Below are 25,743 nucleotides of genomic sequence, written 5' to 3' on the forward strand. Positions count from 1 at the left end.
TCGAACGGAGTAGACATGGACGCTACGATCAAATCCATCCGCCCGAACAAGCCCTCTGACCGGCAGCTCGAGAGCCGGCCGGCCGAGCTCGATCCTGCCGAATTCCTCGCGGCGGCCGTCCGCGCCGACCAGCCCCGCCCGGCGCGCGCCGAGGCCGAGCAGGCGGTGAAGACGCTGCTCGCCTATATCGGCGAGAACACGCAGCGCGAGGGTCTTTTGGATACGCCTCGCCGTGTGGTCGAGGCCTTCGACGAGCTCTATCAGGGCTACCACCAGTGCCCGGCCGAGGTGCTCGACCGCACGTTCGGCGAGACGGCCGGCTATGACGACTTCGTGCTGGTGCGCGACATCGAGTTCACCTCGCAGTGCGAGCATCACATGATGCCGTTCTACGGCAAGGCGCACATCGCCTACACGCCGGTGGAGCGCGTCGTCGGCCTGTCCAAGCTCGCCCGCCTCACCGACATCTTCGCCCGCCGGCTCCAGACCCAGGAGCATTTGACCGCGCAGATCGCCGCCGCGATCGACGAGATCCTCAAGCCCCGCGGCGTTGCCGTGTTGATCGAGGCCGAGCATACCTGCATGTCGGTGCGCGGCGTCGCCAAGCATGGCGCCTCCACCTTCACCAGCCGCTTCACCGGCATGTTCCGCGACAATCCGGCGGAGCAGGCCCGTTTCCTGTCCCTGGTGCGAGGTCTGCAGCGCTGACCTCGCGGATGTCTTAAGCGAGGACGCCAGTGTCCGCTCACTCCCATGAGATCGAGGAAGGCCTTGCCTTCCTCCCCAAGTTCGACGCCGCGGGCCTCGTGACCTGCGTCGCGACCGACGTCGCCACCGGCGACGTGCTCATGGTTGCGCACATGAACGATGAGGCGCTGCGCAAGACGATTGCGACGGGCGAGGCCTGGTACTTCAGCCGCTCGCGCAATGCCCTGTGGCGAAAAGGTGAGACGTCGGGTCAGACCCAGCGCGTGGTCGAGATCCGCACCGATTGCGACCAGGACGCGGTCTGGATCCGTGTCGAGCAGATCGGCGCGGCCTGCCACACCGGCCGCCGGTCCTGCTTCTACCGCAAGGTCGAGGCCGAGGGCGGCGGCGCCAAGCTGGTCTTCGTCGATGCGGACCGGTTGTTCGATCCGGGCGCCGTCTACACGAAATAGCCCGCCGTCAGGCCGGGTTCGGGCAGTAAAGACGGCGAGGGGCGGATTAACTCCGCATTAACCATACCTGTCCCACGGTGAGACGACAGGCGCCGAATTGCCGGCGTCGCTCAACGCCGCACGGAGCGGGCACTCCAGCATGTCGGTCGACAATTCCAGTGCCTCTCAGACGGCGGGTCTCGATCCGTCGCGGGCACGCGTCGCCGGCGCGATCAAGCAGGTCTCCAGCCGGACCGGCGTCAGCTTCCAGTACATGCTGACCACCGCCAAGATGGAATCAGATTTCGATCCGACGGCGGGCGCCACCACGTCGTCCGCGCACGGCCTCTACCAGTTCATCGATCAGACCTGGCTCGGGACGGTGAAGGAGGCGGGCACCCAGCTCGGCTATGGCAATTATTCCGACGCCATCACCAGGACCTCGTCGGGTGGTTACACCGTCGATGATCCCGTGATGAAACGGTCGATCATGAAGCTGCGCGACGATCCGGAAGCCGCATCCACCATGGCGGCGGCGCTGACGCAGTCGAACAGCTTCAAGCTCACCGGGCTGCTCGGCCGCAGGCCGTCCGACAGCGAGCTCTACATGGCGCACTTCATGGGCGTCGGCGGCGCCGCGAAACTGATCGCCAATGCCGAGGACAATCCGCAAGCCGTCGGCGCGCGGCTGTTTCCCAATGCGGCCTCCGCCAATCGCTCGATCTTTTACGCCAAGGACGGCCGCGCGCGCAGTATCTCCGAGGTCTATTCGGTGCTCGACGCACGTTACGCCAGCGCGGCGAATTCCAAGACGACCCGCGGTGCGATGGCGCTGTATGGCGACACGCCGTCGACCACGCAGGTCGCGAGCGCCAACGGCATGCAGCTGGCTGCGCCGATGGTCGACAACGCCGCTTATCTCCAGACTTTCCCCAATACGAATGCCGCGATGCCGGTGGGCGCGACGTCGTCAACGACCGTTGCAGACAACACGCCGGTCACGCCGGCTTTCCGCTCGATCTATCAGCCCGGCGACACCACGCAGCCGGTCTCGACCACGGTGCAGAAATTGTGGGGCAACAACGCCTCGCTCACCTCGGTCGCATCAGCGACGCCCGATGTGCGTCCGCCGCAGCCGCTCGATCTCTTCAGCGATCGCAGCGGGACGTTCTCGAGCTAGTCGAGATCCGCGCCGCGCAGGCGCCCTTGTTCCCTTAACAAAACGTCAATAAAACCAGCCGGTTATGGTGAACGCTTTGTTAAGCGTCGTGGTTTATTTTGTGTTGCAGGTGACGAGCCGTCACCGCTTCGTCTTCGTTGCGTAAGCCGGAAGCACCATGATTGTTCGGCAGTTCATCCATTGGATCAGGACAGCGCCCGCCGGCGAGCGGGCCGAGGCAACGCGGGCGTTGGCCCGGGCCTGGCTGATCTCGGATCTTTCCCATGACGACCGCGTCGCCGCCGAAGGCGCGCTCCTGATGCTGCTCGACGATGCCTCGCCGCTGGTGCGGCAGGCGATGGCCGAGGCATTTGCGCGCAGCACCGATGCTCCGGCATCGATCGTGCGGGCGCTGTCGGCGGACCAGCCGACCGTCGCGCTGCCCGTGCTCGAACATTCTCCGCTGCTGATCGATGCCGATCTCGTCGATATCGTCGCGACCGGCAATGACGAGGTGCAATGCGCGGTCGCGCGCCGCATCGCGTTGCCGGTCTCGGTCTGCGCCGCGATTGCCGAAGTCGGCTGTGCGGCGGCAGCTCTCGAGCTGATCGAGAACCCTCACGCCGAGCTTGCGCCGTTCTCCTGGGACCGCATCGTCGAGCGTCACGGTCATCTCGCCGCGATCCGCGAGGCTATGCTGGTGCTGGAGGATCTGCCGGCCGCAACGCGCGCCGCGCTGGTGGCAAAACTCTCCGAGACGCTGGCGCAATTCGTTGTGGCGCGGAACTGGCTGACCGCCGATCGCGCCGAGCGCATCGCGACCGAGGCGCGCGACCGCTCGACCATGAACATCGCGGCGCGCTCGCGCGGCGAGGACATGCAGGGCCTGGTGCGCCACCTGCGCATCACGGGCCAGCTCACCGCCGGCCTCATCCTGCGCGCGCTGCTGTCGAGCAATCTCGATCTGTTCGACGCGGCGCTCGCCGAACTCGCCGACCTGCCGCTGGCGCGCGTCTCCGCGCTGCTGCACGATCGCGGCGGCAACAGCCTGCACGCGCTGCTCCGCCGCGCCGGGCTGCCCGAGGCGACCTTTGCGGCGTTCCAGGTCGCGCTCGATGCCTGCCACGAGCAAGGTTTTGTCGATACTGACGACAGCGCGGCGCGGCTGCGCCGGCGCATGGTCGAGCGCGTGCTCACCCATTGCGAGACCGACCGCGGCGCCACCGAACCGCTGATGGTCCTGCTCCGCCGCTTCGCCACGGAATCCGCGCGCGAAGAGGCAAGGCTGTTCTGCGACGAGCTCGTCGCGGATGACGCGGTCGATCCGATCTATGATGATTTGATTGCGGCATAGCGAGATGCCGCAGGGGGCAAAGGCGCATATGCCGTGCCCACCACTTATCCGCACAGCTTATATTAGTTGGTGGGCACGCTTCGCTTTGCCCACCCTACGACACTTGCGCTCGCAATGACGAGAGGAGGGCGCCGGGGCGTTACTCCGCAGGCACGATGCTCGGTGCCAAAATCACCTCGAGATGCTCGGGGCGATCGCGGTTGACGTCGGCGAGATAGTCGTCGGCGACCTTGCGCAGGCGGCGGCTGAGCTCGGCGGAGACGCTGATGCTGTCGAGCTTGGTGTTTTCATGCACGATGGCGAGGATGGCGTTGATGTGGTGCGTGAACAGCTCGGCCGGCACCTTGTCGAGATCGGGCGCGTGCTCGATGATGCGGCACAGGCTCTCCGCGACTCCCGCCGCTGTCGGATAGCCGAATGTCGCAGCGTCGCCCTTGATGTCGTGCGCGGCGCGGAATAGCTCATCGCGCCTGTCCTTGGTGAAGCCATCGTTGCGGACGGCGTCATGGGCGGCGGAGAGACGGTTGACTTCGGTCGTCATCCAGTCCTTGAACTCGCCGGAGAGGCCTGCCAGCGCCTGCTCGGCGCGGCCGATCGGATCGTCCATGTCCTTTTTTTCGACACGGCGCAGAACCTTGCGCAGCGGATTGGGCTGCGTGATGATCTGGTGCGTGGCGAAGGCCGTGACCTCGATGTCCCTTGCGCTGTTCTTCGCCATGATACCTGCCTCGCGTGAGACGTTGCGCTAGATGGAGGACCGCGCCTTGTCGAGCAGCGAGGGTTGTTGCATCACCTCATGCTTTTCGCCGACGCGGCGTTCGGGACCCATATAGGCGGAGTTGGTGTTGCGGCGCCGGTCGGGCCCGAAATAGGTCTTGGTCTTGATGAAGGGGCGGGGACTGGCGACCACGTTGAGGATGCGCTGGTAGAGTCCCTTGGCCGAGATCGGCTTGGCCAGGAATTCGGTGACGCCGGCATCGCGCGCGACGGTGACGCGGCGCTTCTCGGAATGGCCGGTCAGCATGATGATCGGCGCGTAAGGATTGCCCTTGGATTCCGGCTGCCGGATCATCTGCGCGAGCTCGAGCCCGTCGAAGATCGGCATCGCCCAGTCGGTGATGACGATGTCGGGCACGTAATGGCTGTACATTTCCAGCGCAGTTGCGCCGTCCTCGGCTTCATAGACCTCGCGTGCGCCGAAGGAATGCAGCAGCGTCCGCAGGATGCGGCGCATGTGCGGATTGTCGTCGCAGACGAGGAAGCGCAGCTTGTTGAAATCGATGCGGAACATGGCCCCGGGCCGAAGCGGTCAACTTTCGTTAACCATATCGCGCCGGGGTTAACGAAGGGTTGCGATCGGCGGCCTGGCGAAGCGCTCAGGAGCCGAATTGCTCGCGCAGGATCCGCTCTTCCAGGCTGTGACCGGGGTCGAACAGCATGCGCATCGAGATGGTCTTGTCGGAGAGGACCTCGACACGGCGGACATCGCGCACCTCGTCGTGGTCGGCGACCGCCGCCACGGGCCGCTTGTCGCCCTCCAGCACCTCGATCACGACGTAAGCCGTATTGGGCAGCAGCGCGCCGCGCCAGCGGCGCGGGCGGAAGGCGCTGATCGGCGTCAGCGCCAGCAGCGCGGCGTTGATCGGCAGGATCGGTCCCTGCGCGGACAGATTGTAGGCGGTGGAGCCGGCGGGCGTCGCCACCATGATGCCGTCGGCGATCAGCTCGGGCATGCGCTCGCGCTCGTCGATCAGGATCCGCAGGCGCGCGGCCTGGTAGGTCTGCCGGAACAGGGCGACCTCGTTGATGGCGTGATGCAGGTGGACGCGGTCGTTGACGTCGGTGGCGCGCATCAAGAGCGGGTTGATCTCGGATTCCTGCGCCGCCTCGAGACGGGCGCGAAGGTCGACCGTCGAGTACTCGTTCATCAGGAAGCCGACGGTGCCGCGGTGCATGCCGTAGATCGGCTTTCCCGTGTGCATGTTCCGGTGCAGCGTCTGGAGCATGAGACCATCGCCGCCGAGGGCAACCACGACGTCGGCCTCCTTCGGGTCGCAATTGCCGTAGTCACTGCAGAGCTGGCTGAAGGCGGTTTGCGCCTCGCTGCTCGGGCTGGCGACGAAGGCGATCCGGTTGTATCGCGCTGGCTTGGTCATGGCTTCCGGGCAGGGCCGCTGGCTGGAGAAAGTTCCGCCGGGCTCGTCTATACGACCTGGGCCTCCATTGTCGAGAAGGACCGCTCTTCAAGGCAAACAGCGTCCGTCCCGATTCAGGGCAAATCCGGGTCGATTTGTGCCCGACCGGCTTCTTCAGGCGCCGTTGAGCCGGCAATCCCCCAAACCGTCGCAATTTCTTGCTAGCCTTTCGATACTCGCCGGCTCTCGCAGCCGGACAAGGAGAACGGTCATGGTCATGCGTTTGCCGGCGCTCCGCCGCGCGACCCTGGTACTGGCGGTGTCGACGTTCGCGCTCGCGGGATTTGCCCGCGCGGACGATCCGCCGCAGCCGCGCGCCGAGACGACGGCCCCAGCGGGACAGAAGGGTGGGCGCGGCGGCAACGCGCCTGGCGCGTCACAGAATTCATCGTCCGCCGAGCCGCATCGTCTTCCGTCGGATTCGACCACGAAGCAGACGCTCGATCTGCCGGGCCGTACACTCAACTTCACCGCGACCGCCGGCTCGATCCGCGTGTTCGACGGCAAGGGTGAGCCGCTCGCCGACATCGCCTATACGTCCTATGAGCTCGATGGTCCCGACCGCGCGACGCGCCCCGTGACGTTCCTGTTCAACGGCGGGCCAGGCGCGTCCTCGGCCTGGCTCCAGTTCGGTGCCGCGGGTCCGTGGCGGCTGCCGCTCGATGGCGAAGCGCTGTCGCCGTCCGCCTCACCTGAGGTGAAGCCGAACGCGGAGACGTGGCTCGACTTCACCGATCTCGTCTTCATCGATCCCGTCAGCACCGGCTACAGCCGCTTCGTTGCGAACAGCGAGGACGCGCGCAAGTCCTTCTACTCCGTTGACGGCGACGTCAATTCGATCGCGCTCGTGATCCGCCGCTGGCTGGAGAAGCACGACCGGCTGACCTCGCCGAAATATGTCGCCGGCGAAAGCTATGGCGGCATTCGCGGGCCGAAGGTTGTGCGCCAGTTGCAGCTCCAGCATGGCGTCGGCGTCAGGGGATTGATCCTGGTGTCGCCGCTCTTGGACTTCCGCGAATTCACCGGCACCAGCCTCCTGCAATATGTCGCGACGCTGCCGAGCTATGTCGCGGTGGCGCGCGAAGCCCAGGGAGCGGTGAAGGGGTCGGTTACGCGCGCCGATCTCGCCGACGTCGAGGCTTATGCGCGGGGCGAATTCCTGGCTGACCTCGTCAAGGGCGAGGCGGACAAGGAGGCCACCAATCGTCTTGCCGACAAGGTCGCCGAGCTCACAGGTATCGATCAGGCCGTGAGCCGCCGGCTCGCCGGCCGTTTCGACGTCGGTGAATTCCGCCGCGAGTTCGACCGCAGGAACGGCAAGGTGACCGGCCGCTACGATGCTTCCGTGCGCGGCTTCGATCCTTATCCGGATTCGGGCAATTCGCGCTTCGGCGATCCCTCGGGCGATGCGCTCCAGGCGCCGCTGACGAGCGCGGCGGTCGATGTGCTGACACGCAAGCTCAACTGGCGGCCCGATGGCTCCTACGAAGTCCTGAACGGCGCCGTCGAAGGCCAATGGGATTTCGGCCGCGGCATCAACCCGCCGCAATCGGTGTCGGATCTGCGCCAGATCCTCGCCACCGACGCGAAGCTGAACGTGCTGGCCGCACACGGCCTGTTCGATCTCGCCACGCCCTATTTCGGGTCGAAGCGGGTGCTCGACCAACTCCCGGCCTTTGCGACGCAGCGCACCAAGTTCGTCGTCTATCCCGGTGGCCACATGTTCTATTCGCGCGACGGCTCGCGGCAGGCGTTCCGGAGCGAGGTCGAGGCTTTGATCAGGGAGTAGGCCGGCGCTTGCGCGGCTTGTACCTCCGCTCGATCTCCTTCGCCACGACGGTCGCCGGCTTCACGTGTGCCCCGGCGATCCAGATGTCGCTGACTTTGCCGCGCGCGTTGCGGATGCGGCGAACCGGCTCTCCATGGCTGGCGTAGCCGGCGCCCCAGGCGATCTTGCCGATATCGCGGCCGGTGACCTCGATCTCGGTCGCATCCATGAACGGATTGTTGAACTGCGGATTGGCGACGAGCACGCGGTTGCCGACCGGCACGAGGTCGCTCGCGCCCCAGATCGTCCACCAGCGGCCGGTCCAGTCGCGCACGCGCCGGTCGGGCGCGCCGCGCGTCTTGAACACGCGCAGGATCTGCATCGCGCCGTCCATCCAGAACGGCGCCGCGCCGTCGAGCGAGTTGCTGAGAATGCTGATCGCAAGCTCGCAGGCGGGGATCGAGCAGGTTCGCGAGATGTAGCCCTGGAATCCGCCGCTATGGCCGAACCAGTCCCAGCCGTCGGTCTTGCCGGCGTTGACGCCGAGACCGTAATAGGCCTCGAAGGTTTGCGGGATGCGCCATTGATGCCGCGTCATCTCGCGGCGGCTTGCAACTGACAGCACGCTCTTTTTGGCATTGGGTGCGAGCTGCGCGAAAAAGCGCGCCGTGTCGCCGGCGGTGGCAGCGAAGCCAGTCGCGGACGCCATCGCATGCGTGGGATTGTCGCCGGGGATCACGCCGCGCTCGCCCAGCGGTACCCTTCGCGTGTGGCCGCACGCAAGCAATGCTCCCCTGGGGAGCGGTGCGTCCGGCTCGGTCTCGCGGAGGCCTGCGGGTTCGACGATCTCGCGTTTGATCCAGACGGAGTAGGGCTCCTTCGTCACGGCTTCAATGACGAGGCCGATCAGGCCAAAGCCGTGATTGGAGTATTTGAAGCGCGTGCCGGGCTCGATCGCGGTCGCGAGCTTCAGCTCCGCAATCAGCTCCTTCGCGTTCAGATAGGGGCGGTTGTCGGTGAACTGGCCGGAATCGGCGCCGTCGCGCGCCAGCCCCGCGCTGTGCGAGAGCACCTGCGCAATCGTCGTCTCGGCGACGCGCGGATGCAGGCCGCCGACATACTGGCCGATGGGATCATCGAGCCGGAGCTTGCGCTGCTCGCGCAGCTTCATGATGCCCGCGGAGGTAAAGCTCTTCGAATGCGAGGCGATGCGGAAGCGGTGGCGCGGGGTGAGTTTCTCGCCGGTGTCGAGATTGGCAAGACCGAACGCATGCTCGGCGACGACCTCGCCGCGATGGACGAATGCGACGAGGACACCCGGCTGCTGGAACATCGTCTGTTGGAATTCGATCCAGGAGCCGATGTAGTCGATCGCGGATCGCAGCCACGTGTCCATTGCGCACCGGTTTGCGGGGGAAAGATTTGATGCGAGAGGCTAACCGAGAAAGCAGAACGGGCACAACCCCGAGGTTGTGCCCGTTCGGTTCGTCCAGGGATGCGATCGCTCAGTAGACGAGCGTAGCGCCGGTCGGCTTGTCGAGCGCGGCGGCAAGCGAGCGATACTCCGAGCTGTCGGTGCCGGCGAGCGAGGCGATCTTGTTCAGATGATACTGCGCCTGTTCGCGGTTGCCCTGCTCGAGCTGCCAGAGGCCGTAATATTGCCAGGTGCGGACGTGGTTCGGATCGTCCTTCAGCGCCAGCTCGTAATAGACCTTCGACGACTGGTAGTCGCCGAGCTTGCGATAGGAGTAGCCGATCAAATTGGCGACGTCGGCGACGTCATCACGCTTGAGCGACTTCAGCTGGTCGATCGCGCTCGTGTAGTCGTGACCGTCGTAGATCGTGGTGTAGGCGGTGCGATAGGCGGCGAGGAATTTAGGATCGCTGACGGAGGAGCTCTTCTTCTTGCCCTTCTTGGTCGAGCTGTCCGACTTCGGCGGCGAGGAGGGCTCGTCGCTGCCCGCGGCATAGGCGCTGGTCAGGGCCGGCCCGGCCGCCAGGGTCATGGCGACAAGTCCCGGCACAAGAAGCGTAGAGAGTTTGCGCATCTAAATTCTCCCGTATGGAACGTGGCGATCCTACACGATTGCCCGAAGACCGGAACACCCAACGGGCAAAAACATTCCCGCTTCGCACGATCTATTCGCTCCTCCGCGGATGACAAACTTGTCATCGAGATGAACGCAAGCCCACAACGGGCTTCAGACTGGGTTCAGTGCGCAGCCCCTAGGCTCCCACCTACGATCGAAGGGTTGGCGAGAGGGCGCCGCCTCAAGATCCTTCCAAGAGGAGACCGACCATGTTGAAGACCATTTCCGCAGCCTTGCTCGCCGCCTCCGTGATCGCAGCCCCGGCGTTCGCCGCCGAGGCAGGCAAGACCACTACGGCCGCGCCGGTGATCAAGGCGGATCAGAGCCCGACCAAGGCGTCGACCTCCGCGGTGAAACCCGACGCTGCCGTCAAGGCCGACACCAAGGCCACCGACGTCAAGGCTGATGCCAAGGCGGACACCAAGTCGAAGGCGATGAACGCCAACGCCGCGGTCACGCCCGACGAGCACAAGGCTGTGCGCACGCATCGTCACCACCACAAGCATCTGTCGGCCAAGAAGTCGCTGAAGGCGCAGCCTGACGCGACCAAGCCGGCGACCATCGACAAGCGCAGCTAACGACTGATCCGGCGCGGCGGCATCCCTGGCATTGCCCCGCCGTCGCGTGCGGAATTCAGCCCGGCCCGTCGTCTCGGCGTCAGCGCGAAAGCGCAGGCGCCGGCGGCGGGGCGGTGCGTTATTTGCGCAGCCTACGGACAGGACCGAATTCCCTTCGTGCAACCTTGAGGCTAGAACATCCTCCGAGTCTGATCGAGCGGAGAGCGTGGCCTGTGGGGCGATTGGCGAAACGTGCGGTGATCCTGGCGTTGGTTCTGGCATTGCCGGCGGCGCTCGCGGGATGTTTCGGCAGCGACGGTGACCGTCCAACCCTGATGGGCGGAAGCCAGGCTGGAGGGCCGCAGGTATTTCCCGACAATTTCCGCAGCGACACGCTGGCCTTGATGCGCTCCTATCTCAACAATCCTGTCGGCGTGCGCGACGCCAGCATGGCCGAGCCGGTGCAGCGCGAAGTTGGCGGGCGCCAGTTCTATGTGAGCTGCCTGCACTTCACGCCCCGCGAGACCGACGGCAGCTACAAGGCCATGCGCGAGCGTGCCGTGATCTTCGTCAACGGGCGCGGGGATCGCGTCGTCGACCGCGCCAGCGAGCTCTGCGCTGGTGCGGTTTACGTACCCTTTCCGGAACTGGAAAAGATGACGCGGTAACGCAAAGGCCGCCTTCATCGCCCGGTGGTAGACGGAAGCTGCCGGAGCCGCTGGATCACATTTCGGCGAGCTTTGAACGGGGCGGTTCCGTCTTGCGACAAATCGTTACGGCAGGTCTTGTGCCAACGACAAAACCTGTCGGCGCAAGCGGTCGTGGCGGAACAAAATCGCGTTGTTGCCGTCCCGTCACAGTTGCGAACGATCAACGTTCCGGCATCGCCGCGAAGCAACCCAATTCACGCCACGTTGTTTCCTGAGTGTCGTAATTGAAAGAACGGGGATAAGCATGAAGTCGATTTTACTTGGCGCAGCCGCTCTGCTCGCGCTGGCCGCGCCGGCCACAGCAGCCGACATACAGCCGCGCCCCTACACCAAGGCTCCGGCCTATACGCCGCCGCAGGTGATCTACAACTGGACCGGTTTCTACATCGGCGGCCATGTCGGCGGCGCCTTTGCCGGCGACAGCAGCTTCCAGTCCAGCGACGCGCGCTTCCTGGGCGGCGTGCAGGGCGGCTTCGACTATCAGTTCGCACCCAACTGGGTGGTGGGTATCGAGGCCCAGTACTCCTGGCTGCCGACCAACAACAATGGTGTCACGTTCCCGCTGGGTACGCAGGTGACGTCCAACACCGACCAGCTCGGGTCGGTGACCGGCCGCATCGGCTACACCTGGGGCCCGACGCTGCTCTACGCAAAGGGTGGTTACGCCTGGCGCAATGGCGGCCTTGGCGTCAACGTCGCCGGCGTGGCGCAGCCCTTCACCGCCACCGGCAACAGCAAGGACGGCTACACCGTCGGTGCTGGCCTCGAATACATGTTCGCACCGAGCTGGTCGGCCAAGGCCGAGTACCAGTACTACAACTTTGGCAGCACGACCTTCACCTCCGGTCCGGCCGACATCGTCGGCGTCCGGGGCCGGGAGGACGAGCATACGGTCAAGGTCGGCGTGAACTACCGCTTCGGCTGGGGCGGTCCGGCCGCTTCGCGCTACTGACGCCCAGCAGCGACCACGATCTGACAAAGGCCGGCTCATGCCGGCCTTTCGTTTGCCAGGCCCCGTTTGCCACCCGGTTGTTTGCTTTGCGTGAACCATCTGGCGCGTCATTTGCAAGCAAACGGTCGGGCGCGCGCCTTCTCACGCGCGTCATGGGATTGGCGTAAAGCAAAAATAATTTTTGCCGCTTACGGAACTCGCGCTCCGGAAGGCGTTATATGAGAATTACCGGGCTGGTGGGACGACGGACATGCGTATCTTTGTGTCGGCAGTATTGCTCTCGTGCTTCATCTCCTTGCCATGCGCTGCACAGACAATCCTCAAATCCGAGCCTCTGATGCTGGCACCCTATGAGGTGGCCTTCGTCAAGGACGCTTCGTGCCCATCCGGCAAGGTGCTGAAGGTCACAGGCGCGATCCGCGGGCTGCACCGCCGCAAGGCCTGCGTGGTGCTGGCGGGCGAGCAGGCCTCGCTGGCGACCGCGACCCCCTGAGAGATCCCTTCCTGAGCCACCTTGGGCTTCCGGCCGAACCTCAGGAATTCAGCTCAAGCTCCATCCTCGACTGCCGTTCGGCCTCCGCCTTGTTCCTGGCGGGGTCCTCGCCTTGGGCGGCCCGACAGGGCTTGATCTCGTATTCATTGTCCAGGACCCGGCGCGGCCCGTGGCGCCGGTCGTCGGTGCCGATATCCACGACGAGGCCGCTTTGCTGCGCGAGCTTCCAGACGTCGGCCTCGCTGGGATAAGCCTTGCTGATTTGGGCGTCGTTGCAGAACAGGGCGTAGGGCATTCTTCCCGCTCCCGGAAAGCGCGTTAACGGCTTGGCGGGGCAAGAGGTTCCGGGCGGCTCGTCGATCACGGGGGCGTGATCAGAAACGCCGGTCCCTGAGTCCTTAACGAGTCCTGAATCCCCAAAAAAAGAAACCTTGGGACTCGTTTGCCGGAATCAGCGGATGTTTTCGGCCATGACGACCGACCTCAAAACATGCTGCGGGCACATGCTGCTGCCACTGACGCTGGCACTGTTCGGCGCCTGTGCGGCCAATCTCTGGCTGGTGTGGTCCTGGCTGTAGGTGCCTGACCGAACCGCCAGCTACCCTTCGGTTGGCGGACGGAGGGAGGGGTCTCGGATCGCGGCGCGGAGCTTGGTCAGGGTAGCCGCACAATATTCTTCCCGCTCGCGCTCGAACCGCTCCTGATGTTTGCGGAAATTGGCAATGCGGGTCTGCATCTCGGAACGAAAATCGCCGCTTGTCCGTGCTGGCGTGATCACGACCGGCGGGGGCGGCGGGGCGATTTGCGGCGGCTCGATCTCGACCGCAAAGGTCTCGACGGCCAAGGTCTCGACCGTGACAATCCCCACCGGCACGTCCGGTGCAGCCGTCGGGGTCTCCGGCGGATGGAAGTCATCCCTTTTGCCGGTTACCGATTGGACGAAGGCCATTGTCTGCGCGATCAGTGCGTCGCGCTCCCTGATCCACTTCATGGTCCACCTCTGTTGGAGCTATTCCAGCAAAGCTGGCCGGCCGAATCAAGGAGGTGTCCGGCGGGGGATTGCATATTTTTCCCGATCGCCCGACAGTGTGGGATGGACGTCAAACCAGACCAGTCCGACGAAGCGCAGGGCCTGAGGCTCGTCCGTGCGTTCTTGTCGCTGCCGCCCGACAAGAGGGCGGAGGTGATCGCGTTCGTGGAAGAATTGGCGCGGGTCCAAGGCCGGCCCGAGGCGGGCACGGAGGCATCGCCGAGGTGAGCGCTATCGCTCGCGCGGGTTGACGTTGGGCTCGACGGAGGAGCTGTCGTCGTCGGTCAACGAGATCAGCCGGCAGGTGCAGGAATCCGCGCGGATGGCGGGCGAGGCCGTCAACCCAGGCGCGCACCACGACCGAGCGGGTCAGCGAGCTCTCTATCGCGGCCACGCGGATCGGCGACGTCGTCGAGCTGATCAACACGATTGCTGGCCAGACCAACCTGCTGGCGCTGAACGCCACGATCGAGGCGGCACGTGCCGGCGAGGCCGGCCGCGGCTTCGCGGTCGTCGCCTCCGAGGTGAAGATCCTGGCCGAGCAGACGGCGAAGGCGACCGGCGAGATCAGCCAGCAGATTTCCGGCATCCAGACCGCGACCCAGGAATCCGTCAACGCGATCCGCGACATTTCCGCGACAATCGAGCGGCTGTCGGAGGTGTCGTCCACCATTGCCGCGGCCGTCGAGGAGCAGGGCGCGGCAACCCAGGAGATCTCGCGCAACGTGCAGCAGGCCGCTCACGGCACCCAGCAGGTCTCCACCAACATCACCGACGTGCAGCGCGGCGCGGCCGAGACCGGCTCGGCATCCTCGCAGGTGCTCTCGACCGCCAAGATGCTGGCGACCGACAGCGACCGGCTGAAGGACGAAGTCGGAAAATTCTTGCGGACCGTGCGCGCGGCGCAAATTGGTGCGCGCCGGCATTCGCCCGCGCGCCCTCTATCGCGCGAGCAGGAAACCGAGCGCCAGTATCAACAGCACGGCCGTCATGACGACAGCCGTCGCGGCGCCGGCAACGATGTTGGCCTTCTCTCTGGGATTGGTCGAACGCATCGTGCGCGCATGCTACCTCATGTTGAAATCTGATCCAATCTGTGGTCATTAGCCGTCCCGCGACGCAAGCGGTCAACATCCATTTCCCAAGGCCTGTCCATGAACGAGGATGTCAGCGACGGCTGGGCCGCGTCCGCGGCGGCCTGGATCGTCGAGCAGGGCGAGGAGGGCGACTATGGCCGCCGCTTCGTGCTGGATGCGCCGATGCGGGCGCGGATCGAAGGGCGCGGCTTCCGCAATGCGCTCGACGTCGGCTGCGGGGAGGGGCGCTTCTGCCGCATCATGCAGCGCGCGGGTATCCGCACGACGGGCATCGATCCGACCGAAGCGCTGCTCGCGCGCGCCAGGGAGCTGGACCCGAACGGCGATTATCGGCTCGGCCGCGCCGAGACGATGGATTTCGATGGGTCCCATGATCTCGTCGTCAGTTACCTCAGCCTGATCGACATGCCGGATCTCGCCGCGGCGATCGCGAAGATGGTGGCGGCGCTGCGGCCTGGCGGCACGCTGCTGATCGCCAACCTGACCAGCTTCAATACCGCGGGGCCGCCCGATGGCTGGACGCGTGACGGCAACGGCGACTTGCGATTTGCCATCGATCACTACATGGACGAACGCTGCAACTGGGTGAGCTGGCGCGGCATCCGGATCCAGAATTGGCACCGTCCGCTCAGCAGCTACATGACGCTACTGCTCGATCACGGCCTCCAGCTGCGCCTGTTCGTCGAGCCGGAGCCCAAGGGCGGCGATCCCGGCAGGAATGCCCTTCATCGCCGGGTGCCTTACTTCCACATCATGGAGTGGCAGAGACCGGCTTGAGAAAGACGGACTTCGGATGCAACGCCTGGCCTGCTAGTGTGTTCGCGACGGAATCTGGATGTGAGCCTCGCCCGATGATCGCCAATCGTCCACCCGTGCTCGCCCATGATCGCTTCGTTGCGGATCGCGAGAACTTTGCCGGCCTCGATCTCGCCGCGCGGTTCGAGCGGATCGAGCGGACCAACCTGTGGGGCGCGGCCACATCTGTCTCGGGCCTCGGCTCGGAGGACCCGGCGACCGCCGCGATCCGGGAGGAGCTTCCTCCCCTGCTGCGACGGCTCGGGGCGCGCTCGCTGCTCGATGCGCCCTGCGGCGATGCCGGCTGGATCGGCCACATCAAGTTCGACCTCGACTACACCGGCATCGACATCGTGCCGTCGCTGATCGAGACCAATCGCCGGCGTGTGGCCGGCGACGAGTTGTCCGGCCGGTTTCTCGTTGCCGACATCACGCGCGATGCGCTGCCGCGCGCGGATGTCATCCTGTGCCGGGACTGCCTGGTGCATTTGAGCTTCGACAACATCGCCCGCGCAATTGCCCGCTTTGCCGAGAGCGGCGCGGGCTTCCTGCTGCTCACGACATTTACCGAATGGGATGCAAACCGCGATTGCGCGGATGGCGATTGGCGCGCGCTGAACATGGAGAGGGCGCCATTCAACTGGCCCTTGCCGCGCGCGCTGATCAACGAGCGTTGCGACGAGGGCGGCGGTGGCTGGCGCGACAAGAGCCTCGCCCTATGGAGGCTGGATGAATTGCCCGATCGTGTCCGCATTGCCACGGATGTGTGACAGACGCAGGCGGAACGCCCATTGCTTCCGTGGTCGCTCTGGCGATACACTTTAGGTTGTGAGATGCGATCTTGGGGCGCGTGACGACGATGCCGGAGAACGCCATGAGGCCGATTTTTGTCTTAGCGGCTCTGTTGATCTGGTGCTCCGCGCCGGCACTGGCGCAGCAGGACGGCGCCGCGCTCTACGCAACCTACTGCGCGCAATGTCACGATGCCAGCGATGCCCAGAGCCGCGCGCCTGCGCGCGGTGCCATGCAGGCGATGTCGTTCGATCACGTGCTGGGGACACTCACTTCCGGCAGCATGGCCGCGATGGCGAAGGAGCGCAGTGACGACGAGCGTCGCGCGATTGCTTCTTTCGTCACCGGCAAGGCCGCGATCAACAACGCGTCTGACGCTCAGGGCCGCTGCACGCAGCAGGCCAGCGGCTTTCCGCAACCGCTCGACGGTCCACGTTGGAACGGGTGGGGCGTGGATCTCAACAACAGCCGCTTCCAGCCGGCCGACATGGCTGGCCTGACCGCGGCGCAGGTGCCGCGCCTGCGGTTGAAATGGGCCTACGCGTTTCCCGGCGCCTCGGTGTCCTTTGCGCCGCCGACGATCGTGGGCGGCCTGTTGTTCATCGGCGGCACCGACCGCAAGGTGCACGCGCTCGACGCGCGAACCGGCTGCACGCTGTGGACGTTCGCGACCGATGCCGCGATCCGCGCCGCGATCACGGCCGCACCGCTTCCCGACTCCGATCAGTTCGCGCTCTTCTTCGGTGATTTGCGTGCCAACGCCTATGCCGTGAACGCGCTGACGGGGGCGCTGATCTGGAAGACGAAGGTCGAGGAGCATCCGGCCGCGCGGATCACCGGCGCGCCGGTGCTTCATTCCGGCGTTCTCTACGTGCCGGTGGCCTCGCTCGAGGAAGCCGCTGGCTCGCAAGCTTCCTACGAATGCTGCACCTTCCGCGGCAGCGTGGTGGCGCTGGAGTCCGCAACCGGCAAGCCGGTCTGGCAAGCCTATACGATCCCCGAAGTGCCGCACCCGACCGAAAAGAATGTGAAGGGCACGCAGCTCTTCGGCCCGTCCGGTGCCGCGATCTGGTCGGCGCCGACGATCGATCCGAAACGCAACGCAGTCTATGTCGCGACCAGCAATTCCTACTCGAATCCGCCGGCCGCGACCGCGGACGCAATTCTCGCTTTCGATCTCGCGACGGGAAAGCTGCTCTGGAAGCAGCAGGCCACGCCAAAGGATGCTTTCGTCGTCGCGTGCTTCACTGCGGACCGGACGAATTGCCCCGACGATCACGGGCCCGATCACGATTTCGGCCAGTCGCCGATCCTGGTGACCTTGCGTGACGGCAGGCGCGTTCTTGCCATTGCACAGAAATCCGGCGTCGTGCACGCGCTCGATCCAGACGACGGCGGCAAGATCCTGTGGCAGACGCGGATCGGAAAGGGCGGTGCGCTCGGCGGCAGCGAATGGGGCTCGGCCGCCGACCAGGACCGCATCTACGTCGCGAACTCCGACGTGCGTTTCCTGCGTGACGGCACCAGACGTCTCGACTCCACGCAGGGCGGCGGCCTGTTCGGCCTCGATCTCGCCAGTGGGACAGTTGTGATGGAGGTGCCTCCGGTCGCTTGTGGTGATCGTCTCCAATGCAGCCCTGCGCTTTCGGCCGCGGTGAGCCTGATCCCCGGCGTCGTGTTCTCCGGCGGCGTCAGCGGCTTCCTGCGTGCCTATGCCACCGATGGCAAGCTGATCTGGGAGTTCGACACCGCGCAGGATTACAAGGCCGTCAACGGCGTCCCCGCCCATGGTGGCGCGATCGATGGTCCCGGGCCGGTCATCGCCGGCGGCATGCTCTATACCAATTCCGGCTACGGCCAATGGAGCGGCGTCGCCGGCAACGTGCTGCTGGCGTTCGAGGTGGGGACGGAGTGAGCTGTCATCGTCATTGCGAGTAATGACGGAGCAAGGTGCGAAGCCACGATCAATCCAACTCGCATTTCAAACACAAGACACACCGGCTGGCGCCCGCGGTCCGTCGCGAGATGAGATGCGCACGGACCTGTCGGCCAACGAGGTAGGATTGTTTCGATGATCAATGCCAGATGCAGTTGCGGGGGCCTTGCGCTTTCGCTTCCGGGACCATCCGGCCTGGTCGTTGCCTGTCATTGCATCGACTGCCAGCGCCGAACCGGCGCGCCGTTCGGCGTCGGCGCCTTCTATCCGGCGGAGGCCGTCACGATCTCGGGAACGCCCAAGGAGTTCGTCCGCGCTGCTGCAAGCGGCGGCACGGTCCGCAACTATTTCTGTCCCGACTGTGGCTCAACGATCTATTGGAAGGCCGAAAACCTGCCTGCGATGATCGGCGTTGCCGTTGGCGCAATAGCGGTCGCTAACGACCCGGCCCCCGTCAGATCGGTTTTCGAACAATCGAAACACGCCTGGGTGGAGATCCCCGACGCTGAGCACTTCCAGCGGAGCAGCGCGCCGAAGAACTCGAACTGAGAGCAGCGCGTCAGAAGCTGGTGCCGGCTGAGGGGATTGAACCCCCGACCTTCGGTTTACAAAACCGCTGCTCTACCGCTGAGCTAAGCCGGCGAGGCTGGTAAGCGGGCAGGAACCGGCATGCGCCGGAGCCGTCCACCCGTGCGCGCCGCAATATCAGACTTGATCGGAAAGTGCCAGAACCGGCCCGCCCATTGCCGGCATGAAACAGGCGGCCCCGAGGGCCGCCTGTTTCACTTCGCCAGAATGGGGACCTATTGGCAGATGTGCTGGAGGCCGTCCGCGCCCTTGTACCAGGTGCCTGGCCGGCAAACGATGCCGTTGCGGGCCGCGTAGGTATCCCAATTGCCGTACCAGCCCATTTCGCCGCGGCCGCCGGCATACCCACCGGAAGTGTCATAGGCGTAGGAATTGTCCCAGCTGCGGAACGGCGCTGAGGCAACGGCCGCCGCGGTGCCGACGGCGGCACCTGCAACCGCGCCCGCAGTCGCTGCGGGCCAGAAACCATTATCCTGCCTGTTCACGTTATTGTAGCGGTTCGGGTCGCGATAGGCTGTCCGCCTATATTGTCGCTGTTGACGGCTGGTGGCGTACGGGCTGCCGGCGCCCGCGTTGAGGCAATTGGCGCTGGGGAACATGGATTCGCAGGCGGCCGGGTTGCTGATGGAGGCCTGACCCATTGCAGGGCTCGCGAGTGCGGATACCGCGATCACGGCGGCGCCGATTAACTTGAGGCTCGTCATGGTATTTACTCCATGTGGTTGAGAGCATCGTTAAGTGCGACGCTAAGTGCGATCGTCGACAAGTCGTTCCGCGATTTCATTCGAGCGGCGTCACTTCGATGTGATCGCGCAGGGGATGTGCAGTTTGTGCCACGCAATCCAGGCTGGCCCGCGCGAAGCCGTGCATCACGGCTTCCGCACAGCGTTAACGCTTCGCTAGCTCGCTTCGCGACATTCGAGCACCATGCGATCCTTACGCGTTAGGCTTACCGGAAGTTGGTGAGCGGGCCTTAACTCTCTCTGCGTCGCGATCGGATAGGTTGTCGCCGGATAACCGGGGTCCCTTCATGCGCGCCCTCGCGCTCGCCGCCTTTCTGATCGGAGTGCCCGAGACGGCGTTTGCCGGCGGCGGCTTCGATATCGTCGTTCCCGGTCGCCCGGGCGTGCCCATCATCATCAACAGCATCGACGCGTCCTACAGCGTGGTCGAGGGTGTCTGGGGCCTCGGGAAGAACATCCAGGTGCAGCCGACGATCTATGGCGGGCGCTATATCGCCGAGCGGCAGCCCGAATATGTCGGCCATTATTATCCGACGCTGGGCTTGCGGCCCGGCTACGGCCGGCTCGAGGTCGAGCCGCCCGCGAACCGAAAATTGCCCAGGCCCGCCGAGAGCTATCACCAGAGCTGGGATGTGCAATCGGCGCCGCTGCCGCCGCAGATGGACGTTCCCGTCAATCCGCCGCCGGTGATCCTCGCGCCTGAGATCAACGATCACCCGCGGCGTCCTCGGCCGCGGCCGCGTGCAGAGCTTCCCGGCAGACCGCCGGGTTAAGAAACGTCAAAATCCAAAAATGCGGAAATCAACAGGAGAGAGTAATGCGTCAAATGATTTCGGGACTGGTCGCGGTGGCTGCCGTGATGTTCGCCGCCACCGCGCCCGCCGCGGCGTGCGGCTTCAGCACGTGCGCGCCGGTCGCGCCGGTCTTTTCCGGCTGCAACACCGGCTGCGGTAGCTGGGGCTATGGCGCCGGCTATGGCGGCTGGGGCTTTGAGCACCTCGCTGAGCCGACCACGCAGTATTACTACGTCAACCAGGGCCCGACCTATACCGGCCCGGGCGCCTTCGCGCCGTATCCGACCTATCGTGAGGACGCGGTCGTGGCGCCCGCCAATTATGGCTACGGCTATGGCTATCGCGCTGCCGCCTATCCCTACCACCGTCCGTACTATCGTCCGTATCGCTACGGCTACGGCCCGCGCTACGGCTACCTGCCGCGCACGCACTATGGCTACGGCCCGCGCTATGGCTATCGCCAGGCGCCGTACTACTACGGCGGTCACCGCGTGCTGCGCCGCTATTACTGATTCGTCTGATCGGTTGAGTTGAAGAAGCGCCTGTCCGCGTGATGCGGACGGGCGCTTTTGCTTGTTAGCGCTTCATCAGCCCGAGCCGGCTGGCGCCGACATAGAGCGAGAGCACGGCGGCGTTCGAGACGTTGAGGCTTTTGATCTCGCCGGGCATGTCGAGCCGCGCCACGACACTGCATGTCTCGCGCGTCAATTGCCGCAGGCCCTTGCCTTCGGCTCCCAGCACCAGTGCGAGCGGTTCGTGCAGCGCGACGTTGCTGAGGTCTTCGCTGCCTTCGCTGTCGAGGCCGACGGTCTGGAAGCCGCGCTCGTTCAGCGCAGTCAGCGCGCGGGCGAGGTTTTGCACGGTCACCATCGGCACCAGCTCCAGCGCGCCGGAGGCGGCCTTGGCGAGCACGCCGGTGGCTTCCGGACTGTGGCGCGCAGTGGTGACGATCGCCTTGACCGCAAACGCCGCGGCGGAGCGCAGGATGGCGCCGACATTGTGCGGATCGGTAATCTGGTCGAGCACCAGCACCATGCCTTCCTGCTTCAGCGTCTCGATGTCGGGCGAGGGCAGGGGATCGGCCTCGGCGAGCAGACCCTGGTGCACGGCATCGGGCGAGAGCAGGCGATCGATCTCGTGCGGGCGGACGATCTCGTGCGGGACGCGGGTCTGGATGTTTTCATCCGAAAGCCGCCGGGCCGCGTTCTCGGTCAGCGTCAGCTTGCGGATTCGGCGCTGAGGATTGGCGAGCGCCATGGTGACGGTGTGCCAGCCATAAAGAATAACCGGCCCGTCGGCGTGCGAATCGCGCTCGCGCCAGGCCGGCCGGCCGGCCGATTTCCCGGGCCTGTTGAAGGGCTTAGACCCGCTCCGGGGGCCCTTGGGGACGAATTTTCGATCCTTCATGGGCTCGCTTGTGTCACGGGTTCCGGAATATGGCAATTTGGGTGCGGATGGAGGCGATTTTGGCTGTTCGCCTCGGTTGACTTTGCCCCACCGCTTCCCTCATAAACGCGCCCGGTCGCGCCCCGATCCGGGATGTCGCGGCCTTCACGTTCCATGGCCGTCTTCGGTCCGCCGGCAAGGTCCGGCCCGATTGTGCTGCCGTCGAGCGGGGGAGTGTCCCGAGTGGCAAAGGGAGCTGACTGTAAATCAGCCGCCTCATGGCTTCGCAGGTTCGAGTCCTGCCTCCCCCACCATCCTTGTCGATCAAGAGCTCAAATTTGATTCGGGTGTGACCCGGCAGGGTCGGACAAAGGTCAGATCCCGGCCGTGCGGTGAACGTCGGCTGCTCGCTCGCGATCCCAAGGCCGCTTCAGACTCCCGGCGGCCAGGGTCTCTCGTGTAACGGACTTCTCCAAGCTTGATAAGAATGTCCCGCTTTGGCACTTTGTCGGCATAATCGGAGAAAGCCATGTTTAGATCATGCTTCGTCGCGATTGCCGCAGTCATCTGCATAAGTGGATCATCTGCTGGCGCTCAGGCCGGTTCGTACCCATTCGGAGATGAGCCATATCGGCTCAATTGGTATTCCGATCCAGAGATCGCGAACGGCTGCTGGAAGTGGAATTGGCAGCAATACCAGTGGGACAATTATTGCCCCGTCTACGTCCACCCCAAGGCCTTTATGTATCCTCGGGCGAGACCGGTCGTCGTTCGCACCAAAGGCTAACAAGCGAGACGAACAGGTGGCGCCCCTGTGGGGCGCCGACAGGGTACGTCACTTAGTAGTTCTCGATTGTGCAGGCGATTTGGCTGTGCTTGCCAAAGTTGAGCAACGCATTGCCACGGAAGCCGTCGACCCAAACGCCGGCGCCGGAATAGCGATATCCGACGCCCATCGGGACCAAGCGCACGTGCACGCCGCCAGAGCGACCAGTATGCAGCGATGCAGTCACGACGTCGCCCTCGATTGACACGGCGATCGGGCACAGCGGGTACTGTCTTCCGTTCTCGCAGGTAAAGACCAACTCCGAGCAATTTCCGATCGCGCTCGGCGAAGCCTTCAAGGCCATGTCGGCAGCGACTGCCCCTCCAGGGTTACCAACTGCTCCTGCTGCGAAAAGGACAACTGCCGTCAGATACCTGAAAATCAAACTGCGCATCGCCGCCCCCAGAGAAATTTTTGAAATCACAGGGTCTAAGAGAGCAAAAATCCCCAACAGCGTCAAACTAACGACTCTCGCCGCTTCGCCGGGCGCCTCCGGCCGTGGGGCGTGTATGCAAAGGCTATTTACTTTCGTTTGGCGAGGGACTGGTGTTGCAGCAACGTGGAGAATTGCCGGGCCTAGATTTTCTGCTGCGCGCCAGGGCCTGAAACGTTGATCGTGATCTTCTGAATTTCCGTTCGCCCGCCGGCGTATTTGACTTCGATCGTGAGCACGTCGTCGCCGACGAAGTCGGGCTGCGATTTGTAGAATGCAACATAGGCCGGCACTTCCAGCGCCAGACAAGCCTTGTAGTTGGTCGCTTTCACCTTGGCCGACTTCACGGTCACTTTCCCCGACACCGGCGGATTGACAAGGCGAATCGTGGGCAGGGGGCCGGAGCTGCAATCGGGCAGTACATTGAGATAGAGCCCGATCCGTGTGTCCTTGTTGGCAGCGGACTTCACCGTTCGCTCCACGTGGGAGTTCGTGTCTTCGGCCCAAGCCGGGCTGTCAAATCCGCAAAGCAACGCGACCATGGCGGAAAATAATACCGCTGCTGCTGCTCGCAAGCTTGCTGCGCGGTTCCGGTCAATATGCTGCAAGGTGTTCATCTCAAATACCTTTTGGCCGTCACCTGCCAACAATTTGACCAATTTACCACGCTCCCCCGAAATGTCTTTGTTAACTAGTTGATTTTGTTGACCCATCATGCAGTTAACAATAGCTTAATAGGGAAGTTTTTCGGCTTACTTTCTACTTTTCCAGCACAAGTCTTTGGCAGGGGCCATTAAATGAATGCTCAATTCCAGGTGGCGCAGGCCGCCAGCACTACTGTTGCGACTAATTCAACCCCTGTTCGAACCTTCTCGCTAACGAAGCCGCTCACTGATCAAGCCGTGGTGCTGCACCTCGGATATGATCAGAAGGTCAAGCTCGATTTTTCGTCGATTGCCAATGAGAAGATCACGCTCGTCCATGTCGGCGAGAAGCTGATCATCCTGTTCGACAACAAGTCGACGATCACCGTCGACCCGGTCTTCGACTCCCGGCACGATGGTCAGCAACTCCTGTCGATCGAGCTGGCGCCTGGACGCGATGTCAATGTGCAGGAGTTCGCGAGCCTCTTCCCGATCACGACCGATCAGTCCGTGCTGCCCGCTGCAGGCGACGGCAACGGTAGCGCCCAAGGGAGTGGCGCCAATTTTACGACCAGCGTTGTCGATGTGTTGAGCGCGGGCAATCCGCTCGATCTGCTGGGGCAGGAAGAACTCGGAACATTCCAGACCGGTGATCAGCCATTCCTTCCGATAACGGCTCCGACGGTCAGCGTGGCCGGCTCGATCGAGCTCGTGGTCGACGAGAGCTTCATCCCTTTCAACGGCACGAATTCGGTCGGTTCGACGACAGGTCCGGCCGGGTCCAGCATCAGCACCCAGACTCTCCAGACCGTCTTCACGGTGAATTCGCAGTTCGGCGTGTCCGTGACCTATGCGTTGAAGGTCGACAATCCGAATACCAATCTGATCGATTCGCTCAGCGGCAAGCCCGTCGTCCTGGTCCAGAACGGGGCCGGCGAAGTCGATGGTGTCGTCACGATCAATGGGCAGCAGGTCACGGTCTTCACGCTGACGGTGGACGGCAACGGCCTCATCACGATGACGGACCTGCGCGGCGTTCACGAGAACGATCCGCACAACAACAATGAGAGCATTCATCTCGATGCAGGCCTCGTCTCGGTCACGGCGACGGCGGTCGACATCAGCGGCTCGGCGAGCGCAACCTTCGACCTCGGTCCGCACATCACGATCAACGACGACAGCCCGAGCATCGACGTGGCGCAGGGCGAGGGCGGTGGAGAAGAGGGACCGCAGCTCCCGTTCCTTGGTCCCCTCCAAGTCGACGAGAGCGCGCTGCCGGACGGCGCGCAGCCGGCGTCGTTCTCGACCGTTGCCACGCAAAACTTCAGCGGCGCCTTTACGCATGTCGACGGCGCCGACGGCGCCACCATCACCTATGCGCTGTCGGTGGCGACCGGCGGAGTCGACACGCATCTGATCGATTCCCTGACCGGGCACGAGGTGTTCCTGTTCAACGAGAACGGCGCGATCGTCGCGCGCGTCGGCGGCGAGGGTGCTACCCCCGACGCCAACGGCGCCATCGTGTTCACGCTCGAGGTGGATTCGTCGTCCGGCGAAGTGAAGCTGACGCTCGATCGCTCGGTGCACGAGCTCACGCCTGAGTCGGTCCCCAGCAACGAGCCGATCCAGCTCTCCGGCGTTCCGATCACGCTGACTGCGACCATCACGGACAATGACGGCGATACGGACAGCGCCAGCATCGACATCAGCCCGACGATCATCATTCATGACGACAGCCCGACCATCGCCGTCAAGCAGGGCGAGGGTGGCGAAGAGGGGCCGCAGCTCCCGGTTTTGCCCGGCTCGCTCGAGGTCGATGAAAGCGCGCTGACTGGCGGCGCGCAAACGGCGACGTTCCCGGCTTCGGCCACGCAACACTTCAGTGGCTCCTTTACGCATGCCGATGGCGCTGATGGCGCCAGCATCACCTACGCGTTGTCTGTTGCTGCAGACGGTGTCGACACGGGTCTTGTCGATTCCCTTACCGGCAACAAGGTGTTTCTGTTCAATGTCGGCGGCGTCATCTCGGCGCGCGAGGGAACTGACGCCATCGCTGCGGCTTCAGGCCTGGAAGTCTTCAGGCTCGAAGCGGATTCCACGTCCGGCGACGTGAAGTTGACGCTCGAGCGCTCGGTACACGAGCTTACGTCTGAGCCGAGCCCCAGCAACGAGCCGATCCAGATCTCCGGCGTTCCGATCACGCTGACTGCGACCATCACGGACAATGACGGCGATACGGACAGCGCCAGCATCGACATCAGC

Annotated in this window: 27 protein-coding genes, 2 tRNA genes and 1 pseudogene; 18 read left to right on the top strand and 12 right to left on the bottom strand. The window is 64.4% G+C overall.

Translation table 11 applies throughout. The features are described from left to right. Window positions 1-15 precede the first annotated feature (15 nt). The 4 genes from folE to JQ627_RS30410 all read left to right on the top strand — a co-directional run bounded on the left by folE (window position 16) and on the right by JQ627_RS30410 (window position 3,652). A complete protein-coding gene (gene folE / locus JQ627_RS30395) occupies window positions 16-708 on the top strand; it encodes a GTP cyclohydrolase I FolE (protein ID WP_212488047.1) in 693 nt (230 codons plus the stop codon). Window positions 709-737: 29 nt separating this feature from the next. After that, the gene (gene hisI, locus JQ627_RS30400) at window positions 738-1,160 is read left to right on the top strand and encodes a phosphoribosyl-AMP cyclohydrolase (RefSeq protein ID WP_212488048.1); all 423 of its coding nucleotides are present in this window, start codon (window positions 738-740) and stop codon (window positions 1,158-1,160) included. A gap of 139 nt (window positions 1,161-1,299) precedes the next feature. Further along, on the top strand, window positions 1,300-2,319 hold the full coding sequence (locus JQ627_RS30405) for a lytic transglycosylase domain-containing protein (RefSeq protein WP_249143502.1): 1,020 nt from the start codon (window positions 1,300-1,302) through the stop codon (window positions 2,317-2,319). Window positions 2,320-2,476: 157 nt separating this feature from the next. Beyond that, entirely contained in the window at window positions 2,477-3,652 is a 1,176-nt protein-coding gene (locus tag JQ627_RS30410) for a DUF2336 domain-containing protein (protein ID WP_212488050.1), read from the top strand. Between the two features lie 139 nt (window positions 3,653-3,791). On the opposite strand, the gene JQ627_RS30415 is transcribed toward JQ627_RS30410, so the two are convergent. The 3 genes from JQ627_RS30415 to JQ627_RS30425 all read right to left on the bottom strand — a co-directional run bounded on the left by JQ627_RS30415 (window position 3,792) and on the right by JQ627_RS30425 (window position 5,808). Then, window positions 3,792-4,370 carry an Hpt domain-containing protein gene (locus JQ627_RS30415; protein ID WP_212488051.1) on the bottom strand — a complete coding sequence of 193 codons (579 nt, stop codon included), beginning with the start codon at window positions 4,368-4,370 and terminating at the stop codon, window positions 3,792-3,794. A 27-nt stretch (window positions 4,371-4,397) separates the two neighbouring features. Beyond that, window positions 4,398-4,943 carry a response regulator gene (locus tag JQ627_RS30420; RefSeq protein ID WP_140981728.1) on the bottom strand — a complete coding sequence of 182 codons (546 nt, stop codon included), beginning with the start codon at window positions 4,941-4,943 and terminating at the stop codon, window positions 4,398-4,400. An 85-nt stretch (window positions 4,944-5,028) separates the two neighbouring features. Further along, window positions 5,029-5,808, bottom strand: coding sequence for an NAD kinase (locus JQ627_RS30425; RefSeq protein WP_212488052.1), 780 nt, complete (start codon window positions 5,806-5,808; stop codon window positions 5,029-5,031). A gap of 250 nt (window positions 5,809-6,058) precedes the next feature. Between JQ627_RS30425 and JQ627_RS30430 the strand changes: the two genes are divergently transcribed. Then, entirely contained in the window at window positions 6,059-7,636 is a 1,578-nt protein-coding gene (locus tag JQ627_RS30430; RefSeq protein WP_212488053.1) for a S10 family peptidase, read from the top strand. Here JQ627_RS30430 and JQ627_RS30435 read toward each other — a convergent pair. Both JQ627_RS30435 and JQ627_RS30440 read right to left on the bottom strand, forming a co-directional pair. After that, window positions 7,626-9,011 (bottom strand): serine hydrolase, encoded by a 1,386-nt coding sequence (locus tag JQ627_RS30435; RefSeq protein WP_212488054.1) that lies wholly within the window; start codon window positions 9,009-9,011, stop codon window positions 7,626-7,628. The two genes, JQ627_RS30430 and JQ627_RS30435, sit on opposite strands and share 11 nt — an antisense overlap. A 109-nt stretch (window positions 9,012-9,120) precedes the next feature. Further along, a complete protein-coding gene (locus JQ627_RS30440; protein ID WP_212488055.1) occupies window positions 9,121-9,663 on the bottom strand; it encodes a lipopolysaccharide assembly protein LapB in 543 nt (180 codons plus the stop codon). Window positions 9,664-9,914: 251 nt separating this feature from the next. Between JQ627_RS30440 and JQ627_RS30445 the strand changes: the two genes are divergently transcribed. The 4 genes from JQ627_RS30445 to JQ627_RS39685 all read left to right on the top strand — a co-directional run bounded on the left by JQ627_RS30445 (window position 9,915) and on the right by JQ627_RS39685 (window position 12,417). Next, entirely contained in the window at window positions 9,915-10,283 is a 369-nt protein-coding gene (locus tag JQ627_RS30445; RefSeq protein ID WP_212488056.1) for a His-rich protein BRANT, read from the top strand. A 212-nt stretch (window positions 10,284-10,495) separates the two neighbouring features. Continuing rightward, a complete protein-coding gene (locus tag JQ627_RS30450; RefSeq protein ID WP_212488057.1) occupies window positions 10,496-10,930 on the top strand; it encodes a hypothetical protein in 435 nt (144 codons plus the stop codon). A 286-nt stretch (window positions 10,931-11,216) separates the two neighbouring features. Continuing rightward, window positions 11,217-11,924 (top strand): outer membrane protein, encoded by a 708-nt coding sequence (locus JQ627_RS30455; protein WP_212488058.1) that lies wholly within the window; start codon window positions 11,217-11,219, stop codon window positions 11,922-11,924. A gap of 250 nt (window positions 11,925-12,174) precedes the next feature. Beyond that, complete coding sequence (locus tag JQ627_RS39685) at window positions 12,175-12,417, top strand: DUF6719 family protein (RefSeq protein WP_212488059.1); 243 nt, start codon at window positions 12,175-12,177, stop codon at window positions 12,415-12,417. Window positions 12,418-12,457: 40 nt separating this feature from the next. Here the strand turns inward: JQ627_RS39685 and JQ627_RS30465 are convergent, their stop codons facing one another. After that, a complete protein-coding gene (locus JQ627_RS30465; RefSeq protein WP_212488060.1) occupies window positions 12,458-12,712 on the bottom strand; it encodes a hypothetical protein in 255 nt (84 codons plus the stop codon). Between the two features lie 303 nt (window positions 12,713-13,015). Continuing rightward, window positions 13,016-13,408, bottom strand: a complete 393-nt coding sequence (locus JQ627_RS30470; protein WP_212488061.1) for a hypothetical protein — start codon at window positions 13,406-13,408, stop codon at window positions 13,016-13,018. Window positions 13,409-13,706: 298 nt separating this feature from the next. On the opposite strand from JQ627_RS30470, the pseudogene JQ627_RS30475 reads away from it, so the two are divergent. From JQ627_RS30475 to JQ627_RS30495, 5 genes and pseudogenes are all read left to right on the top strand, one after another. Further along, window positions 13,707-14,352, top strand: a pseudogene (locus tag JQ627_RS30475) (methyl-accepting chemotaxis protein); the annotation flags it as partial. A 249-nt stretch (window positions 14,353-14,601) separates the two neighbouring features. Then, window positions 14,602-15,321, top strand: a complete 720-nt coding sequence (locus JQ627_RS30480; protein WP_212488062.1) for a bifunctional 2-polyprenyl-6-hydroxyphenol methylase/3-demethylubiquinol 3-O-methyltransferase UbiG — start codon at window positions 14,602-14,604, stop codon at window positions 15,319-15,321. Between the two features lie 74 nt (window positions 15,322-15,395). Beyond that, window positions 15,396-16,109, top strand: coding sequence for a class I SAM-dependent methyltransferase (locus JQ627_RS30485; protein WP_212488063.1), 714 nt, complete (start codon window positions 15,396-15,398; stop codon window positions 16,107-16,109). 104 nt (window positions 16,110-16,213) lie between these two features. Further along, window positions 16,214-18,046 (top strand): PQQ-binding-like beta-propeller repeat protein, encoded by a 1,833-nt coding sequence (locus JQ627_RS30490; RefSeq protein ID WP_212488064.1) that lies wholly within the window; start codon window positions 16,214-16,216, stop codon window positions 18,044-18,046. Between the two features lie 156 nt (window positions 18,047-18,202). Then, window positions 18,203-18,616 carry a GFA family protein gene (locus JQ627_RS30495; protein ID WP_212488065.1) on the top strand — a complete coding sequence of 138 codons (414 nt, stop codon included), beginning with the start codon at window positions 18,203-18,205 and terminating at the stop codon, window positions 18,614-18,616. 18 nt (window positions 18,617-18,634) lie between these two features. Here JQ627_RS30495 and JQ627_RS30500 read toward each other — a convergent pair. Together JQ627_RS30500 and JQ627_RS30505 are read right to left on the bottom strand one after the other, a co-directional pair. Continuing rightward, window positions 18,635-18,709: transfer RNA gene (locus tag JQ627_RS30500), tRNA-Thr, on the bottom strand. Window positions 18,710-18,870: 161 nt separating this feature from the next. After that, complete coding sequence (locus tag JQ627_RS30505; RefSeq protein ID WP_212488066.1) at window positions 18,871-19,359, bottom strand: hypothetical protein; 489 nt, start codon at window positions 19,357-19,359, stop codon at window positions 18,871-18,873. Between the two features lie 326 nt (window positions 19,360-19,685). On the opposite strand from JQ627_RS30505, the gene JQ627_RS30510 reads away from it, so the two are divergent. Further along, window positions 19,686-20,171, top strand: a complete 486-nt coding sequence (locus JQ627_RS30510) for a hypothetical protein (RefSeq protein WP_212488067.1) — start codon at window positions 19,686-19,688, stop codon at window positions 20,169-20,171. Between the two features lie 44 nt (window positions 20,172-20,215). Beyond that, window positions 20,216-20,704, top strand: coding sequence for a hypothetical protein (locus JQ627_RS30515; RefSeq protein ID WP_212488068.1), 489 nt, complete (start codon window positions 20,216-20,218; stop codon window positions 20,702-20,704). Between the two features lie 64 nt (window positions 20,705-20,768). Here JQ627_RS30515 and rlmB read toward each other — a convergent pair whose 3' ends face one another. Then, window positions 20,769-21,599, bottom strand: coding sequence for a 23S rRNA (guanosine(2251)-2'-O)-methyltransferase RlmB (gene rlmB / locus JQ627_RS30520; RefSeq protein WP_212488069.1), 831 nt, complete (start codon window positions 21,597-21,599; stop codon window positions 20,769-20,771). 207 nt (window positions 21,600-21,806) lie between these two features. Here rlmB and JQ627_RS30525 point away from each other — a divergent pair. Continuing rightward, window positions 21,807-21,892: transfer RNA gene (locus JQ627_RS30525), tRNA-Tyr, on the top strand. 525 nt (window positions 21,893-22,417) lie between these two features. Here JQ627_RS30525 and JQ627_RS30530 read toward each other — a convergent pair. Together JQ627_RS30530 and JQ627_RS30535 are read right to left on the bottom strand one after the other, a co-directional pair. Further along, window positions 22,418-22,864, bottom strand: coding sequence for a hypothetical protein (locus JQ627_RS30530; protein WP_249143503.1), 447 nt, complete (start codon window positions 22,862-22,864; stop codon window positions 22,418-22,420). Window positions 22,865-22,980: 116 nt separating this feature from the next. Next, on the bottom strand, window positions 22,981-23,496 hold the full coding sequence (locus tag JQ627_RS30535) for a hypothetical protein (RefSeq protein WP_249143504.1): 516 nt from the start codon (window positions 23,494-23,496) through the stop codon (window positions 22,981-22,983). A gap of 138 nt (window positions 23,497-23,634) precedes the next feature. Here JQ627_RS30535 and JQ627_RS30540 point away from each other — a divergent pair. Then, the coding region (locus JQ627_RS30540) for a DUF5801 repeats-in-toxin domain-containing protein (protein WP_249143505.1) at window positions 23,635-25,743 on the top strand (2,109 nt) is incomplete at its 3' end.

It is taken from the genome of Bradyrhizobium liaoningense, assembly GCF_018130785.1.
Classification (GTDB): Bacteria; Pseudomonadota; Alphaproteobacteria; order Rhizobiales; family Xanthobacteraceae; genus Bradyrhizobium; species Bradyrhizobium liaoningense_A.